Genomic DNA, 18,306 nt, shown 5'->3' with positions numbered 1-18,306 from the left:
AAAATAAATACAAGTAATAATGCTAACGGGGGACACAATGAAAGCCCGAATAAAAGTTGTCAGCTATAAAAGTCAGCCTCCGGAATCCCCGGTTGAAGTGGATATTGGAGAATCTGGCGGCACTCTGGGCCGTGCCCCGGGGAATACCTGTGTCCTGCCCGACCCCGACCGGTTTATCTCAGGCAAACATGCTGCTGTTACTTTCGAAAACGGCAAATTTATCATTACCGACACCAGTACCAACGGCCTCTACTTTGAAGGAAACCTGAATCCTTTAGGTCGTGACCACTCTGCAGAACTGATCGACGGGCAAAGACTGGTGTTAGGTGACTATACACTGGAAATCGCTATTGAGGATGAGCCACCGACTGTGGGTCATTCACCATTCGGTGCCCCTGTACAATCGGGGACAGACGATCCTTTTGCGGCTAAACCGACAGCAAAAGATGACTTTTTTACTGAACCGGTGGAGCAGTCCATACCGCCCTGGCAACCAGAGGAGCCTGCGCCTTCTTCATCCCCCTCTCAGGGAAAGAATGACTTTTTTTCTTCTCCTTCGGAGAGGGAGCCCCGGCAAGGTACCTCTTCCAGTGAAAACAACGATTTTTTCTCCCCGGACAACGGGCTGACCTCTGGCCCCGGTGCGGATGAATTAACCGGATCATCCATGCCGGATAATGTCCCGTCGGAAAATCAATTTTTCAGAGCACCCGATAGCATTCCTGAGGATTGGGATATCCTTTCGGACAACGAAGCTGAACACACAACCCCGGAAACAGAACCGACTACACCACCAGCCGAACCTCCAACAGCGCCTGAACCTGGCCCGGAACCGCAGACTCCCCCTCAGAATTTTGCTATTCCTAACCCTGGCGCATCGTCTCCGCCCCGCACACAGGCTCCGGCAAACTCCGGCGGCCCTTCTAACGCATTCGCCAGTTTTGTAAAAGGTGCGGGCATTGAACATCTCAATATTCCTGAATCCGGTGCCGAAGCCTCAATGGAAACGTCAGGCGCGTTATTAAGAGGCGCTATCGAAGGGCTGATGCAGATGTTAAGGGCGCGGGCGGACGTAAAAAGTGAGTTTCGTATGCAGCAAACCACGATCCGCGCTGTGGAAAATAATCCTCTGAAATTCTCGGTATCGGCAGACGACGCACTGCAACAGATGTTACAGCCTACCAGCTCAGCTTATCTTCCGGCACACGAGGCACTCAGTGAAGCTCTGGATGATATTGAAGCGCATCAGCTTGCCATTATGGCCGGGGTTCAGGCGGCATTATCCACCATGCTACAGCGCTTTGATCCGGATACTCTGAAACGCCACTTTGACCAGAAGAGCGGCCGTAGCCTGCTTGAAAGCAAAAAAGCCTGGTACTGGGAACAATATGAAGAACAGTATCAGGCCATACTCTCAGAAGCCGAAGATTCTTTCCAGGAGCTGTTTGGCGAAGCCTTCTCAAAAGCCTATGAGGAGCAGGTCGAAAAACTGTCTGTGTCACGTAAAAAGCGGTAGAGATGTTGGTTGTTTACCGATTTCTCAATAAAGAGAAAACCGATAAAGCATTGACAGATACCGGGGAAAATAAGCCCCCCGGGCACAGAGAGCCACAAAATGCCCCTATACTTTTTAAGTATACGGGCTCTGTAAAACGGAGATTATTATGCTCTTACTTAGTGATATATCTTGTCTGAGCCGGATACCTCGTCTGGCTGTCATACTGTTTGCTTCTCTGCTGTTTGGCTGTGCCGGTACCTCCGTCTCACTGAAAGTGAACTTTATTGGCTCAACTCATATGAACCCGAATATTAAGGGAAAGGCCTCCCCGACTGTGGTTTATATCTACGAACTCTCCTCTCCTACCACATTTGAAGTCAGTAATTATTTTACCCTGACCGATCCGGACAGCGGTGTGCTGAAAGACGATCTCCTCGGATATAACGAAGTGACCTTATTTCCGGGCAAGGCGCTTAACCTGGTTCAGGAACTCCCACCTACAACCCGGTATATCGGGTTTGTTGCTGCATTCAGAGAGATCGACAACGCTCAATGGCGGACGGTAATGCCGGTTAAAGCGAGTTCGTCTAACCGCTTTATGGTTCGTGTGGGGCAAAATGCTATTGAGGTAACAAAAGAAACCGCGGAATTCTCTCCGATTCTCGAAGAAAAAATCTCAGACAAAATCAAACCCGGCGAGAGCGATATATTTGATTTTTAGGAGCAGTGATCATCATGACATGGCGCAATAAAGTGATATGGACGGAAGGCATGTTCCTGCGTCCGCAACATTTTCAACAACATGACCGGCATTGGGAATACATGCTGGAGTCGCGTTCTGCTCCGCTGCGCTCCTACTGCTGGGGCATCACCGGACTCACCATTGATCAGCCACTCCTGGCACAGGGAAAACTGGCCATTCAGAGTTGCAGCGGCATTATGCCAGATGGCACACCGTTCAACATTGGCGGTGAAGATCAGCCCCCACGGGTGCTGGAAGTACCAGAAAACACCCGGGACACGGTGGTGTACCTTTCCGTCCCGGCCAGGCGCAAAGGACTGATAGAAGCCGATGCCGATGAAACACCGCAAATTCTGGCCCGCTATATTCCTAAAGAACAGGAGGTCACTGACAGTAACCACGGCTCCAACAGCGAAGCGACCATTCTGACCGGTGAGCTTCGTCTCCACCTTATGCTGGAATCGGATGATCACAACGCCTTTGTCGATATGCCGCTGTGCAAAATTACCGAGAGAAAAGCTGACAAGACAGTCATGCTTGATGAAGATTTTCTTCCTCCCTGTCTGGACTGCAAAGCGGTTCCGAAAATCCACGGCTACCTGACTGAGCTTCAGGGAATGCTGCGTCACCGGGCGGAAGCCCTGTCCGGACGGATCACAGAATCAGGCCGTGGTGGTGCCGCTGAAATCGCTGATTTTATGATGCTCCAGACCGTTAACCGGTTAGAACCACTGTTTACTCACCTGACAGACACAAAGGGACTGCACCCTGAAGCGTTTTTCCGGATTGGTATTCAGGTCGCAGGCGAACTGGCTACGTTTACTACGCGCAATAAACGCCCACCGGATCTCCCCTCTTACCTGCATGATGACCTGCGCGCGACTTTTGACGGTCTGATGTCGGCCCTGCGACAGTCACTGAGCATGGTGCTGGAACAAAATGCGATCCCTGTTCCGGTTCAGGCCCGTAAATACGGTATCTATGTGGCGGTGTTATCGGATCACACCCTGCTTAATAATGCTAACTTTGTCCTGGCCGTCAGCGCACAAACTTCAACCGAGGCGTTGCGGACACACTTTCCGACTCAGGTAAAAATCGGGCCGGTAGAACAGATCCGCCAGTTGGTTAACCTACAGCTTCCGGGTATTGCCATCCGCCCCCTTCCGGTTGCACCAAGGCAGATCCCCTATCATGCCGGTTTCAACTACTTCGAACTCGACCGAAACAGTGAACTGTGGAAACAACTCAGTTCTTCCGGTGGTTTTGCCTTCCATGCAGGCGGAGACTTTCCGGGGCTTGAACTCGAATTCTGGGCGATAAAGGGTGAATAATCATGAGCAATGATAACCCGTTTTTTGATAACCCCGACGCCGATGTAGACAGCACCGTCATTCGACCGACTCCGGGAGGTGTTGCTTCTCAACCAGCAATGCAGGTACCCCCAACAGAACCGGCTCATTCCGGTGCATCCGGTAAACCGGGTAACTACGCAGTAGAACAAGGACTCAATCCGCTGGTAGCGTCCGCATCCCCGTTGCTGTCTCTGGTTGCCAGACTGAGAAACAGCGCCAGCCACAAGAATGTGGAAAAGCTGCGCGAACAGGTTGAACAGGAATTACACGACTTTGAGAACAATGCCGTCACCCATACCGACCGGGAAACCATACACGCTGCACGTTACTGCCTTTGCTGCGTGATGGATGAAACCGTTCTGAATACCCCATGGGGCAGTCAGAGTCGCTGGAGTGAACGCAGCCTGTTGGTAAGTTTTCACCAGGAAAGCTGGGGAGGCGAAAAGTTCTTCGTCATTCTCGAGCGGCTGATGAAAGATCCAGCCCGGCACTTAGATATGCTGGAGCTCATCTATGTCTGTCTGAGTATGGGGTTTGAAGGCAAATACCGGGTGCTCGAAAGCGGCCGACGTTCTCTGGAACAGATGAAAAAGACGCTGTTTCAGTTGATCAGAAAACAGAAAGGCGTACCGGAGCCAGAGCTGTCTCCTCAATGGCAGGGCGTAGCAACGGTGAAGCATAAAATACGGGACTATCTCCCTGTATGGGTAATCGCTCTCGTTACCGGTGCACTGCTGTTAATCACCTATTTTGTGTTCAGCCTGATAATAAATCAGGCCTCTTCTCCCGTGTTTAGTCAACTGACAACCATCGGAAAAGAAGAGCCACCGGCAATGGTCATTGAAGCGGCTGAACCTCCCCCTGTGATTGAAAGTGACCTATACGACCGGGTCAGCGCCTTTCTGGCTGACGAAATCGCCCAGGGACAACTGGAAGTTATTGATGACGACACCGATGTCATTATCCGGCTACGTAACCAGGGGCTTTTTGGCTCTGGCAGTGCTGATATTAATCCGGCATTCAGACCCCTTCTGGAGCGAATTGCAGACACGTTATCTCTCGCGGACGGAGAGATCATTATTGCCGGGCATTCAGACAATGTTCCTATTCATACCCTGAGGTTCCCTTCAAACTGGCACTTGTCTAAGGCCCGGGCCGATTCCGTGACCAACGTTGTCCGTCAGTTATCCATTATTCCTAAGACGATGACCGCCGAAGGACGGGCAGACAGTGAACCACTGGTGAGCAATGACACCGCCGCAAACCGGGCCATTAACCGCCGGGTAGAAATCATACTGGAGAAATGATGAGTAAAGTTATCGGGTTCTTCAAAAACAGGTGGGTATTGCAGTGTCTGGGACTGGTAGCCGCCGGTATTATCATCTGGTTTGTTGGTCCGCTGATCGCAGTGGCTGGTAATGTTCCTCTGGAAGGAAGTCTCGCAAGACTGCTTCTTATCCTGGTCATATTCATTATCTGGCTGGCAGTGCTCTTACTAAGCAGACTCAAAGCCCGGAAAAAAGATCAGCAGTTAGTAGAAGAGCTGGAACAAGGCGAATCGACTGACGAAGCCGATCAGTCTCAGGAAGAACTGGAGGTCATCCGGCAACGTTTCGATGAAGCCATGAGTGTGCTGAAAAAATCCGGCAAAGGTGGCGTCTTCTCCGGAAATCAGTATCTCTATCAGCTGCCATGGTATGTAGTGATTGGCCCGCCGGGATCAGGCAAAACAACCGCATTGGTCAATTCCGGACTTCACTTTCCGTTATCAGATAAATTTGGCAAGGACGCAATAAGAGGTGTAGGCGGCACGCGCAATTGTGACTGGTGGTTTACTGATGATGCCATCCTGATTGATACAGCGGGCAGATACACCACACAGGACAGCCAGCATGATACAGATTCCGGGGCCTGGACAGGATTTCTCGACCTGCTGAAAAAACACCGCAGAAGCCGGCCGATCAACGGTATTTTAGTCGCCGTGAGTATTACAGACCTGCTGTTGCACAGCGCAACGGAACTAGAGCTGCATGCCAGCGCTATCAAAAGGCGTATTGAAGAGCTGAACAGCAGACTGGGGATCCGCGCCCCTATTTATATGATGTTCAGTAAATGTGACCTCATTGCCGGATTTAACGAGTTCTTTGAGAACATGAGTCGTGAAGAACGAAATCAGGTATGGGGAATCACGTTTCCTCTGAGCGATCAGACGGAAAATAGCGATCAGACAAAAAATACCACCGTTACTGATGTCTTTCCGGATAAATTCGATGAACTGGTTGAACGTCTGAACGAGCAGCTGCTTCAAAAAATGCATCAGGAAAAAGATGATACGAAACGGGCCACTCTGTTTGCTTTTCCACAGGAAGTCGCTTCTCTCAGACCCCGTCTGACGGAGTTTCTGAACCTGATTTATCATCCTAACCGTTTTCAGGGCAGTCCGCTGCTCAGAGGTGTCTACTTTTCCAGTGGTACTCAGGAAGGCACCCCCATTGACCGCCTGATGGGGAACCTGGCCGGAAGTTTTGGTCTGGACAGGGTATCACAGCCCGCTTTCAGTGGTCAGGGTCGCAGTTATTTTATCCATAACCTGTTCAGCAAAGTATTGTTTGCAGAATCCGGCATGGTCGGCAGTGATCCAAAGGCCGAGGCACGCCGTGCCTGGTTTCAGAGAGGCGTTTATGCCTCCGCCCTTCTTTCACTGGTTGTCGGAGCCATTGTCTGGGGGACCAGCTTTACCCGTAACCAACTCAGAGTCACGGAAGTCAGCGAACATATCAGCGATTATAAAGACAAGCTGCCAGGATTGCCCTTCCGTACAACAGAGATTGATACTCTGCTGCCAGCACTGGATGACCTGAAAGACGCCGCTGGTGTTTATCAGGAAGATGTGCCCTTTTTACTCGGAGCTGGGTTATATCAGGGTGACAAGCTGGATCCGTTTGTTCACAAGGCCTATCAAAGAGTACTCCAGGGACGATTTCTGTACTCTGTGGGCGCACAGCTGGAAACATTTCTGCAAACCACCACAACGACTGAACTGCTGTTTGAAGGGCTGAAAACCTACCTGATGCTGGGACGGCCCCAACATCTGAATGCGGAAGAAGTCAGACTGTTTATGTCACTGCTTTGGTCAAGCATTTACCCGGAACAGCCAGACGTTCAGGCTCGCCTCCTGTCCCACCTGGATAATATGCTGAGCCAGAAATTCCGTCCGCTGCCTCTCAATCAGCAAACCGTAGAACTCACCAGAATCAGCCTGACAGACATGCCGTTTGCGGAATATATTTATGGACAACTCCAGATGGCCTCAGAGGATCCCGACGGAGATATCCTGCTGACCAAAGCCCTGGGCCGCCATGGTGACCGGGTATTCACCTATAATCAGGGTGATCTGAAAAACGCAAGAATACCAGCCCTGTACACCTATAAGGGTTACTATCAGGTATATACTCAAATCAGTGATGACCTGATCGAAAGAAACCTGAAACAGCGCTGGGTCTTAAATGATGATTTCACTGATCCGGAGCCGGATGACGAACAGCTTTCGAGCATGAAAGACGATATCGAGGAACTCTATTTCGAAGATTACATCATCCAGTGGCGCCGGTTACTGAACAACCTGAGTATTGTCGATATTCACAATTTGGCGCATGCGATTGATGTATTTGAAGCCGCCGCTTCGCCGTCCAGTCCGGTGAAGAAAGTGTTAGAGCTGGTGGAGAAAAACACCCACCTGACAGAGAAACCAGACAACCCCGCCCAACTGGCTGAAAATCTCGGAGACGCCGCATCAGAAGTCAGTATGCAGGCGAGCCTGCAGCAAAGTCGGCTGAAACGCTTAATGAGCGCAACAGGAAAAGTCAGCCCGGATGAAGAGAAAGGCCCGATAGATCAGGTGGAATCCAGCTTTAAGTCCATCAATGCACTGGTTGAGGAGAGCGATGGTAATCCGCCACTGATTGACGAACTTATTGCTGACTTCTACGATTCTTTCAATTTTCTGTCTGAAATGAAAAACAGTGGTACAGCACTGGATGCCGCCAAACAAACCGCCGCCAGCGGAGGTGAAAGCCCGCTTACTCTTCTGCAGAAAAAAGCAACGCAGTTACCGGCTCCGGTTGATAAGTGGATTACGGCACTGTCCGGTCAGGGCTGGAGTATGATTGTCGGCGGAACGAAAAGCGAACTCTCGTCAATGCTTGGGCAGGAAATATTGCCGCTCTGTCAGCGTGGTATCCAGGGTCGTTTTCCGTTCTCAGCAGACCTGTCGAAAGAGGTCACGTTACTGGACTTCAGCCGCTTTTTCGGCCCCGGCCAGCTTATGGACCAATTCTTTAATGAAAACATCAAACCCTTTGCTGACACCAGAAGGAGCCCTTGGCGATGGAGAGGCGCGAACGGACACCCGATGGGAATCTCTGATCGCGTACTGCGTCAGTTTGAAAATATCGCTAAAATTCGCAGTACCTTCTTCCCGACCGGAGGAAGTCAGCCACAGATAGGTTTCAGCCTCAAGCCTGTATATATGGATACCGGAAGCCAGATGTTTGTGCTGGATATCAACGGACAAACCGTTTCCTATCGTCATGGCCCGGCTCGGGTCAGTAACCTGCAATGGCCACCGACTAACGACACGACGAACCAGAGTTCAGCCACGTTCGTTGACACCAGTGGCCGCTCCTTTACTAAAGCGGAAGATGGTCTGTGGGGCTGGTTCAAGTTACTTAAAAGCTCCGATATCCGGCAAAGTGGCCAGGCAGACCGGTTTATCGTGACCTTTAGTCAGCAGGGGCATGAAGTCGAACTTGAGCTCAGAGCAAGCAGCGTTAATAACCCATTTCTCATGAAGGAACTGGAGGCATTCAGGTGTCCGAAGTTATAACCAACCGAGCAGCCATCGGCTTCTTCGGTAAACAGCCTGCTCACGGTGACTTTTTAAACCGGCGACTACCCAATGCGTTTACCTCGGTATGGGATCACTGGCTTGAGCTGGCAATTAACGAAAGCCGTCAGCAACTCGATGAGGCATGGTTGAATGCATATCTGACCAGTCCGTTATGGCGCTTTGCTTTATCCTCCGGCCTGTGCGGTGAAGCCTGCTGGACAGGCGTGCTGATGCCCAGTGTCGATAATGTCGGCCGCTACTTTCCACTCACACTTGCCGCAGCGCTTCCGGAGCGAACCGACTTAGCGGATCTGATGTTCAATAATGAAGCCTGGTTTAATCAGTGCGAAGAAATGGCGCTCAGTGCTCTGCAGAATAATTTCAGTCTTGATGCCTTTGATAAAGAGCTCCGGAACGCGAGTACACCGCACGTAAAACTAAGCTCCCAGACCACCATGCAGAGCACTCCTCTGCAAGTTCACGTTGAGCTGCCTAGTCTGGATCCGTTTAACAGCGGTATTCAAAGCCTGAAAGACTACCTATCTTCTCAGTTGCCGGAACAATGCTGTTTGTGGTGGACACATGGTTCAGAAAGTATCGCGCCCTCGCTGTTGATCACTGAGGGTTTGCCCGTAAAAGAAAGGTACGCCAGTCTTTTGGACGGTGACTGGGAAGGAAGAAGCTGGCAACAATATGATCTGACAGAGCATAAAGAGAGTAACCACAATACCAGACACCAGGCACAGTAAAGGTAAGCCGATATGAAAGGATTCACCTGGGAAACATCCGCTATCAGCCATCAGGGGAAAGTCCGGAAAATAAACCAGGACGCTTTCCTTGCCAGACCGGAAGAGAATTTCTGGCTGGTTGCCGACGGTATGGGTGGCCATAATTGCGGAGAAATTGCCAGCCAGAACATAGTGGCGACATTCAAGCATACTCACCTGCCGGACAGACTCAGTGACCGGGTCAAACTCTGTGAAGATAACCTGCTGGCAATCAACAGACACCTACAGCTGGAAGCCCGACGCTTAGGTAACAATGCTCTGATAGGCAGCACCGTTGTGATCCTGCTGGCCTATGCAGACACCTGTATTTTGATGTGGGCGGGTGACAGCAGAGCCTACCGACTGAGAGAGGGCCAGCTTCTTCAGCTTACTCAGGATCATAGCCAGGTTGAAGAAATGGTAAAACGGGGCATGTTGCTCAGGGAAGACGCCGAAAACCATCCCCTTTCTAATATCGTCACCAGAGCCGTAGGCGCGCATAGTACCCTGTTTGTCGATCTGATTGATTATGATATCCGGGATAATGATATGTTTCTGCTCTGCAGCGATGGCCTGAATAAAGAAGTCAGTGATACAGAACTGCAGGATATGCTAAATGAAAATGACTCGGTTCAGGACATCAACACCGCCCTGATAGAATGCACACTTAAGCGGGGGGCCCGCGATAACGTCACGTCTGTACTCGTTAAAGCCCATAAGGCTCAACATGTCTAGTACCAGCAGCCATACGACACTCAATCAGCTCGCCCAGCGCTACGCTAACGGGGAGTTAGATCGCGCAACTTACCTGGCTCTTCGTGCAGAGCTATTGGAAAAACTGGTCCGGATGCAAAAAAATCCGCAAACAGAGAAGCCCTGGCAGACTGGAAAGCATACAAAGAAAACAGAGCCTGTGAAATTAGAAAAACCGGGTAATATCCATCACGACTCTCTCCTTGAGTCATCGCCAGATCCACAGGAAGAGTTGCCTCTCGCACGAATTCTGATAACTGCGTCTCTTCTGTTACTGCTGTTTATTAGTGCAGTTTATCTGTATTTTATGCTGTAAAGTCGCTGATTATGCAGCGAAGAATACTGGCTCAGGCAATATTAGGGATTACCAGTTGTTCAATAGAACAGACATTATCATTATGGCTGATACCATACCCTCGATACTCCATTGCCGACTCCAGAGTAAGAGGTTTAGCAATAAGATATCCCTGGAAAGAGGATACATCCATCTGAATAAATCGCTCCATCATCTCTTCTGTTTCGATTCCTTCTATTGTGACGCCAATGCCTCTGATACTGCACAGCATCGTCAGAAATTCCAGATAAGCATAGGGTTCAGCTTCTTTCATCGAATCGTTGACCAACTCACGGTCGATTTTCAACTGTTGGAAAGGCAATTTAAAAAAGCCTGTGACTGAGCTATGCCCGGAGCCAAAATCGTCCATCGCCAGTTGGAATCCGAATGACTGCAATTGTCTCAGTTGGTTCATTGCCTGACACTTATCTTCCAGTAATACTGACTCCGTCAGCTCCAGAACAACACTGTTTGTTGTCGCACCTTCCCCACGAACTATCTCAAGAGCCTGGTCCGGAAAAGTACCATCCAGTAGCTGAAGAACCGAAACGTTGACATTAACTTTGATATCACTGTTACGGATTTTATTATAATACGCGATAAAGCCACTGGCTTGGGTTAACACCTTTTTACCAAGATCACTTATCAGTCCTTTGCGCTCAGCAACCGGTATAAATTCATCCGGGTAAATTTCCCCGATTTTACTCTTATCCCACCGGGCTAATGCTTCAAAACTCACTAACTCTCGTGTTTTCGCATTAATTATTGGCTGAAAACGTACGGATATTTCGTCATTCTTTATAGCGGACTTCAGCTTACGTTCAATATAAAAGTATCGCTTAACTTTTTTCTGAATTTCATCATTACAGATAGTCCACTGACTCTCTTCATTTCTGTAAGCATATTCTGACGTTTGTGCCGCCCAGTTGATGACTTCATCAGGATCCTGAAGTAAATCTTTACATGGATAAGCTCCGATACACACACCATCAATATACAAAGCTCCGTTTTGATCGGCATGCTTTGAGAACATATGAATAAACTTCTGACACAGTTCAGCAAGTTGTTGTTCTGGGATCGGAGAATATAAAACGACGGTAAAAGTTTCTGTAGAGCTTCTATAGAACTTACTGTTAAACGGCTGAAATATATCCAGGCATTGTATTGTCCTATCAATCACTTCCTGAATAACCAGCTCTCCAAATTGATTGATATATGACTGAATTCTTTTTAAATGAATATGGAGAAGAGTAACGTCAGACTTTCGGGTTTGCAGATCAATTTTCAGCTGATCTCTGTTAGGGAGACCGGAAACTTTATCAGAGAAAGCTAAACGACGAATAGAAGACTCAAGCTTCTTCTGGGAGGTAATATCACGATGGTTACCCACCATATATTCACCCTGGTCGTCCCGTTTCATCGCACCGAGCGCTTCTATCCAACAATAAGAACCATCTTTTTTACGGACTCGATACTGACTCAGAACTTTTTTGTCGCCATCAGAAAAATTCAGCTGTTTATCAACGTTATCTTTAAAAAGATGCCTGTCATCAGGGTGAATTAAGTCCGTCCAGTCGCTTAAGCTGGCCCCTTCAGGATTGAAAGGAAATTGCTGGTAAAAAGTGTGATTAAAGAAAGCAACCTGCCGGTCAGGAGTCATAATCCACAACCCTTCAACCGCAGTGTCGAACATACTCATAAAACGACGCTGAATTAAATCCGACATTTATACAATCACCTAATAAGACTCATTACCAAGACTAAAAAATACTACCACAGTACGCTCAGAGACAACAATTGACAAAGACTATGGAAAAACCAAGTTATTGAAAATGTCATAAAACCGCAACTAATCTGTATTGATATCCGGCGAAAGTTCACACTAACACCCAACAACACACATATACGCAACAATTTACTTACCAGAATCAAACATTCCCAAATCTGGATTAACACCATAAAAATCAATTAATGCATATTGGGTGTTTTCTAGTGGCTACCTTATCTAAGATTGCGGTCATGTAAAAGTATTACGATAAAACCTGTAGTAAATGAGTGACCCCAAGGAAACACTTCATGAGTCAGACTGTACCTCAGAATGATCTTACCACCACTGCGCATGCAGCACGCAATTTATATGACCATCACCTGAAAGCCGGATGTAAGCAAATGCTGGCTTTAAATACTCTGTTACTTAAAGCGGAAAGAAAACAGAGGCTACGACAAATTTTGTATCGACTGGCGTGGATAGGCGGGTTGTCATCACTGGTCGTTATTGTCAGCTATCTGGTAACGGGAGTAAACATGCTGACGGCTATTGGCCTTTTAGTTGCCTATTTTGTCGGGCTTTTGCTCCATCAAAAATTTTCTCCGGGCATTGTGTTACCAAAAGAAGAAAAAGAGTTATACCAGCTCAATGACCGACTCCGCCACCAGATCGTTGCTGTAGAAGAACAAGTTGGTGGACTGCTGTTTCCTTTACTTGACATCACTGGGTTAGAGAAAGAAGCCCGACATAGAGGACTGAAACTTGACAAAGAAACCATCGATATTTACCAGCTTGACGGTAACGGCTTATACCAATATTTAGATGCCATGAATTTACTGATGGAAAATAGAGAACGTTTACCTGCCTGACTTTCCTCTTCATACAACAGCAACAATGCCACCTTCTTTATAAAGGTGGCATTTTCGATTGGCTAGCGGAGAATTCTCGCCCGGAAGTTGCGCCCTTTCATTTTCCCTGACTCAAGCTTCTTCAAAGCCTGTTTTGCCACGTTTTTCTCAACCGCGACATAAGAACGCATATCAAACAGATTTATTTTACCCACCTGTTTACCCTGAATGCCGTTTTGCCCGGTCAAAGCACCTAAGATGTCGCCAGCACGCACTTTTTGCTTTTTCCCGCCCGCTATTTCAATCGTTACCATCGCAGCCTGATAAGGTTCTTGTGACAGTACATCGTCTTCGGGCAGCCCTACCGGCGAGATCGGAATATCCATATACTCATCGATCAACGCCACACGATAGGCATCTTTTTCGCTGAACAGGCTACATGCCAGGCCCTTATTTCCGGCTCGCCCTGTCCGTCCGATACGGTGAACATGCACTTCCGGATCACGAGAAAGTTGGTAGTTAATCACCATATCCAGATTGTCGACATCAAGCCCACGGGCAGCGACATCTGTAGCGATCAGGATTGAGATACTTTTATTGGCAAACTGAACCAGCGACTGATTGCGTTCTCTCTGCTCGAGATCACCGTGCAGATCAATCACACTAAAACCATGATGGTAAAGCTCATCAGCGACCTCCTGAACCTCTCTTTTGGTGTTACAGAAAATAACCGTTGATTCCGGTTTATGTGCCAACAGCAGTTTTTTAACGGCTTCAAGACGCTCACGGTTTCCTTCCACTTTATAGAACGCCTGATGGATGCTTACACTGTCATGTGTAGATTCCACTTTCACCATCGTTGGTTCACGCATAATCCGACCAGAAATTGACTGGATTTGCTCCGGAAAGGTCGCACTAAACAGCAAAGTTTGCCTTTCAGCCGGTGCTTGCTGAATAATGGCTTCCATCGCATCCTGAAAGCCCATGTCCAACATTCTGTCTGCTTCATCCAACACCAGTGTGTTCAGCTCCGACAGGTCAATTCTTCCTTTGTCCAGATGGTCAAGAATTCTTCCCGGCGTCCCTACCAGTATATGAGCACCATGCTCCAGCGAGCCGATTTGTGGCCCCATTGGCATACCGCCACAAAGGGTAAGCACTTTAATATTGTGGATGGTTCGTGCCAGTTTACGGATCTCTTTTGCAACCTGATCGGCCAGTTCCCTTGTCGGGCACAGCACTAAAGACTGAACCCGAAACCGCTTAACATTCAGGTTGGTCAATATAGATAATCCGAATGCAGCGGTTTTGCCTGAGCCGGTTTTACCCTGCCCGATCACATCTTTACCCTGCAACATTAATGGAAGACTTTGAGCCTGAATCGGCGTCATGGATGTGTACCCTAAAGAGTCCAGGTTTTTTAATAAAGCTGGAGATAGAGACAGAGAAGAAAAAGGAGACTGACTCAAAGGATATTCCTTATATTGGGTGAGTTTAGGGCACGCCCTAGAATAAGACAACAAAAACCACACGAATGCAAAAAAGCCCCGACATTTCTGTCGGGGCCTTAAAATCTGGAGCGACACACGAGGTTCGAACTCGTGACCTCAACCTTGGCAAGGTTGCGCTCTACCAACTGAGCTAGTGTCGCATATTCTCATTAAATAAGAGAATGGTGCCCCGGGCCGGACTTGAACCGGCACAGCGCGAACGCCGAGGGATTTTAAATCCCTTGTGTCTACCAATTCCACCACCAGGGCACGCTATATAAGCGATGGAGACACCATCCTTAATTCGCTCTCAACAACCCGTTGTCGCTGGGAACGAGGTGTACTTTACTGCATTCAGAATTTTCGTCAACAAAAAAATGTAATGTTTTGAACCGTATGACTAAATTTCGGCCTAACGGGTTTATTTCTCATACAGTTAGTACAGGAGTTGAACAGCGTCTCCTGATTACGACTAGTTTTCGCTGACCCAAACGGACACTGAACCACCATTTACCGGAAACTCAGCCCAGCCGTTACCATCAGTCCATACCACTTCAGAACGGTTGCCAAGCTGGTCTACATAACTCGTGTTGGCATGTCCGGTGTACATCCATTTACTGCCACCTGCAGCATCAGTCATAATTACCGCCATTGAATTAGGATGTTCAGTGTCCCCCTCGCGTGTCCAGCCAATGATATCCCAGTGATCCAAATAGGAATGCTGTGTACCGTATGCATAGTTCTTACGGAGCGATACCAATTCCTGAATATGCGGTACCTGTACCATATTAATGTCATAACCGTTATCAGAGTATTGAGCACCATAGTAATCGGCGTAAAACACGGATGGATAACCTTCTTCCCTGAGCAGAATAAACGCGTATGCCAACGGCTTAAACCACCAGTCAACGGTAGACTCCAAAGCCTGCAATGGCTGAGTATCATGGTTTTCGACTAAGGTAACCGCTTTTACCGGGTTATCTTTCATCAAGGTTCCGTCCATGATTTGGCGCATATCATAATTACCGCCAGAGTGTGATGCATTATAAAAGTTCATGTGCAGCGGTGCGTCAAACAAAGACATACTACCTGACGTTTTGGTAATAAAGTTCTGTAGTTGGCTTACATCGTAATTCCAGTATTCCCCAACGGTAAATAGCTCTTTACCTGTTTTATTACGCAAATAATCAATCCATTCCTGCAAGTACTGGTATTTAATATGTTTGACGGCATCCATGCGGAATCCGTCCACTCCCGTCATATTCAGATACCATTCCCCCCAATCCTTCAGTTCCTGCTTAACCTCCGGGTGATCCATATCAAGATCGGCGTACATCAGGTAATCATAGTTGCCTTTCTCTGAGCTGACCTCCCAGTCCCACGCTTTGCCTGTTCCTTTAAACTTAAAGATAGCTTTTTCCTGACCCGCATCATCCCAGTCCACCCCATCAAAGTGGTACCAAGTCCAGTGAAATGAGGAATAGGTGTCATTTCGAGCGGGGAAGTTGAACTCCACCCAGGCTTCGATCCATTTGTCGCCTAACTCGATATTACGGTTATCCCAGTCCACTTTCGTTGTATCAACCCAGGACTTTCCATCGGCCCCACCTCTGTGGTTAAACACGACATCACCATAAATCTGAATATTGTTTTGGTGTGCCGCCTGAATGGCACTGATATACTCGTCTTTGGTGCCGTATTTAGTTCTGACCGAGCCTTTTTGATCAAATTCGCCCAAGTCATACATATCGTAAACACCGTAGCCCACATCATAACCGCCCCCGGTACCTTTATAAGCAGGCGGTAGCCACAATGCAGTAAAACCATCATCTGACAGTAATGGCGCGTTGGTTTCAACCTGGGTCCATAATGTTCCGTCATTCGGTACGTACCAGTGGAAATATTGCATCATGGTACCGTTTTGATACGCATAAACAGGCGCAGACAACAGCAAGGACAAAGGTAATATTGCACGTTTTAATTGGATAACTTTCATTATTTTCTCTCTCGTTATAATTAAAATTAGCACCTCTCAATTAAATCAAGGCACTAAATTAATGGCTTAATAACCCACAGCGCTGTAAGATATTTTTAATACCCCCAAGACGAATTAAAAGCTGAAAAAATCTAACACTACTATGCATCCGCAGTTGTTGATTCACCTATCATTTGCAGAATTAATATTTTGTTTGATTTATTCTGGAATAAAAATCAAATAATGTATGGGTATTTGTTAAATATTATGGTAAGAAAAAATGCCTATTAATAATTATATTTGTTATTCAAGTAGTAGATAGAAAACAAAAAAAGCCAGTATTGCACTGGCTTTATAATGAGTATGGTCAGGGAACAACGACACTTTAAGGTGTTCAGTGTACCGAGGGTTCCCTTAGTTTTCGGCTACTAGTACTTATAACGAAGCAGAAGACGAATATCGCTGGCTTCTTTAACCGGGTTCATGCCATACCCTTCGGCCTGAGACATCGTCATGGGCGCTGATGCACTACCAAAGAAACCGTTGCTGCCTGTGTAATCATATTTAATATGCGTATAGCGAAGTTGAGCTACCCACGCCTCATCAATAATTGGCAGATTATAGTAAATTTCGTAAGCATCACCCCGGGCCGCTAATTTTGAACCAATCATGGTATCTTCACCATAAGTGAACGAACGCCAGTATTTAGACCCATGGTTATACTCTATTCCAAACGAATCATCATCCATAAAGCCGGGGAAATTAACACCAAACCAGTATGAATGCCCGGTCTCTTCTTCCGTTGAGCCTAACATCGCCATGTCGGATGCAGGATCGGTTTGTGACAAAGAATAAGAAGCGAAAACTGTGGTGTTATCCAGAAAATCATTGATCAACTCACCGATTCCATTCATTTCAAAGGAAAATGTGGCATTATTCAGGCTACCATAGTCATGAAATACAGGGTTGCCACTCATTGCTTCCATGGCATCGTAACCAATCAGGTTCTGCGCGTTATATACCATCGCCTTAACATCATACTGACCGTTATCATACGGCGTAAAAATAAAGCCGATGAAATCAATGTCATCCGTTGCCGAATCATCTACCGCGTAGTCAGTGCCCGACATCGTAAAGCGGGTGGTCGTATTCGTCAGCCCTCTACCGGCACAAAGCTTAATTGCAGCGCCAGGGATACCCGTAATTTTGTCCCACTTGGTGTTTATACTTAATCCGTCAAATTCAACATTGATAGAGTGGCCTAATGGTGACTGAGCTTCGTCAAAGCCTTCCCTACGATTCACAAGGAAACCGTCGGTGGATGGACGCCGACCTAAACTGAATGACCAGTGTAAGTCATCGACTCCCATGAATTGTTCACCTAAATACAGAAAATAGGCCTGGCGAACTTTTAATGCGTTATCCGTTTCCGGCGTTTCGTTGACTACCCAGTCAAAATTCGCATAACCATCATCGGCAAGTGATTCACCAAAGGCTTTGTTATACGCAAGCTGACCAATGAAAGATAGGTTATCGTCATACTGATAGCCCATATTCAGCCATAACCGATTAGTTAACAGATCATCGTTTTTGGCTTTTGAACCATCAGACATTTTATATTCGATAGAGTCCATGGTTACCCGGTAATCGACCTTAAACTTCAGGTTCTGCCCGGCATTGTCAATTTTCATCTCCCGTATTTGTGCTTTCAAATCGTCGATTTGAGCCTGAAGACTTTCTTCTGCCTGAACAGACGGGGCCAGTGCCGCCATCACCGCTGCTGAGATAGGTAATAATTTGATCATAATTGTTCTCTTTTTTGTTGTCGGCCCATTTTCAAGATGCAACAAACCACACTCCTTTTCAGAAGCTTTAAAGAATCAAAAACAGA

The 18,306-nt window shown here is 47.5% G+C and carries 13 protein-coding genes and 2 tRNA genes; 9 read left to right on the top strand and 6 right to left on the bottom strand.

All coding sequences use genetic code 11. The annotated features are described in order from the left end of the window. Positions 1-37: 37 nt before the first annotated feature. From tagH to DI392_RS07795, 8 genes are all read left to right on the top strand, one after another. Positions 38-1,516: a type VI secretion system-associated FHA domain protein TagH gene (gene tagH / locus DI392_RS07830; protein WP_181388382.1), complete on the top strand. Its 1,479-nt coding sequence runs from the start codon at positions 38-40 to the stop codon at positions 1,514-1,516. A 148-nt stretch (positions 1,517-1,664) separates the two neighbouring features. Next, positions 1,665-2,219 carry a type VI secretion system lipoprotein TssJ gene (gene tssJ / locus DI392_RS07825; RefSeq protein WP_109319342.1) on the top strand — a complete coding sequence of 185 codons (555 nt, stop codon included), beginning with the start codon at positions 1,665-1,667 and terminating at the stop codon, positions 2,217-2,219. A gap of 14 nt (positions 2,220-2,233) precedes the next feature. Continuing rightward, complete coding sequence (gene tssK / locus DI392_RS07820) at positions 2,234-3,571, top strand: type VI secretion system baseplate subunit TssK (RefSeq protein WP_109319341.1); 1,338 nt, start codon at positions 2,234-2,236, stop codon at positions 3,569-3,571. Positions 3,572-3,573: 2 nt separating this feature from the next. Next, positions 3,574-4,899, top strand: a complete 1,326-nt coding sequence (gene icmH / locus DI392_RS07815; protein WP_109319340.1) for a type IVB secretion system protein IcmH/DotU — start codon at positions 3,574-3,576, stop codon at positions 4,897-4,899. After that, a complete protein-coding gene (gene tssM, locus DI392_RS07810; RefSeq protein ID WP_181388381.1) occupies positions 4,899-8,477 on the top strand; it encodes a type VI secretion system membrane subunit TssM in 3,579 nt (1,192 codons plus the stop codon). Before icmH ends, tssM begins: the two co-directional genes overlap by 1 nt. Next, the gene (gene tagF / locus DI392_RS07805; RefSeq protein WP_181388380.1) at positions 8,462-9,229 is read left to right on the top strand and encodes a type VI secretion system-associated protein TagF; all 768 of its coding nucleotides are present in this window, start codon (positions 8,462-8,464) and stop codon (positions 9,227-9,229) included. Before tssM ends, tagF begins: the two co-directional genes overlap by 16 nt. Positions 9,230-9,241: 12 nt before the next feature. Further along, positions 9,242-9,982 carry a PP2C family protein-serine/threonine phosphatase gene (locus tag DI392_RS07800; protein ID WP_219930889.1) on the top strand — a complete coding sequence of 247 codons (741 nt, stop codon included), beginning with the start codon at positions 9,242-9,244 and terminating at the stop codon, positions 9,980-9,982. Beyond that, a complete protein-coding gene (locus DI392_RS07795) occupies positions 9,975-10,316 on the top strand; it encodes an SHOCT domain-containing protein (protein WP_109319337.1) in 342 nt (113 codons plus the stop codon). Before DI392_RS07800 ends, DI392_RS07795 begins: the two co-directional genes overlap by 8 nt. 31 nt (positions 10,317-10,347) lie before the next feature. Here the strand turns inward: DI392_RS07795 and DI392_RS07790 are convergent, their stop codons facing one another. Then, a complete protein-coding gene (locus tag DI392_RS07790) occupies positions 10,348-12,060 on the bottom strand; it encodes an EAL domain-containing protein (RefSeq protein ID WP_109319336.1) in 1,713 nt (570 codons plus the stop codon). A gap of 350 nt (positions 12,061-12,410) precedes the next feature. Here DI392_RS07790 and DI392_RS07785 point away from each other — a divergent pair, with 350 nt between their 5' ends. Continuing rightward, complete coding sequence (locus tag DI392_RS07785) at positions 12,411-12,971, top strand: hypothetical protein (protein ID WP_109319335.1); 561 nt, start codon at positions 12,411-12,413, stop codon at positions 12,969-12,971. Between the two features lie 62 nt (positions 12,972-13,033). Here DI392_RS07785 and dbpA read toward each other — a convergent pair whose 3' ends face one another. From dbpA to DI392_RS07760, 5 genes are all read right to left on the bottom strand, one after another. After that, positions 13,034-14,419: an ATP-dependent RNA helicase DbpA gene (gene dbpA, locus DI392_RS07780; protein ID WP_109319334.1), complete on the bottom strand. Its 1,386-nt coding sequence runs from the start codon at positions 14,417-14,419 to the stop codon at positions 13,034-13,036. 106 nt (positions 14,420-14,525) lie between these two features. Beyond that, a tRNA-Gly gene (locus tag DI392_RS07775) sits at positions 14,526-14,601 on the bottom strand. 22 nt (positions 14,602-14,623) lie between these two features. Beyond that, positions 14,624-14,710 (bottom strand) — tRNA-Leu (locus DI392_RS07770). Positions 14,711-14,912: 202 nt separating this feature from the next. After that, a complete protein-coding gene (gene amyS / locus DI392_RS07765; RefSeq protein ID WP_109319333.1) occupies positions 14,913-16,436 on the bottom strand; it encodes an alpha-amylase in 1,524 nt (507 codons plus the stop codon). 407 nt (positions 16,437-16,843) lie between these two features. Next, positions 16,844-18,220 carry a DUF3373 family protein gene (locus DI392_RS07760; RefSeq protein ID WP_109319332.1) on the bottom strand — a complete coding sequence of 459 codons (1,377 nt, stop codon included), beginning with the start codon at positions 18,218-18,220 and terminating at the stop codon, positions 16,844-16,846. Positions 18,221-18,306: the final 86 nt, after the last annotated feature.

This window comes from Vibrio albus, assembly GCF_003144035.1.
GTDB lineage: Bacteria > Pseudomonadota > Gammaproteobacteria > Enterobacterales > Vibrionaceae > Vibrio > Vibrio albus.
Note: the sequence above shows the minus strand (reverse complement) of the source record. Positions and strands in the feature narration are given on the sequence as shown.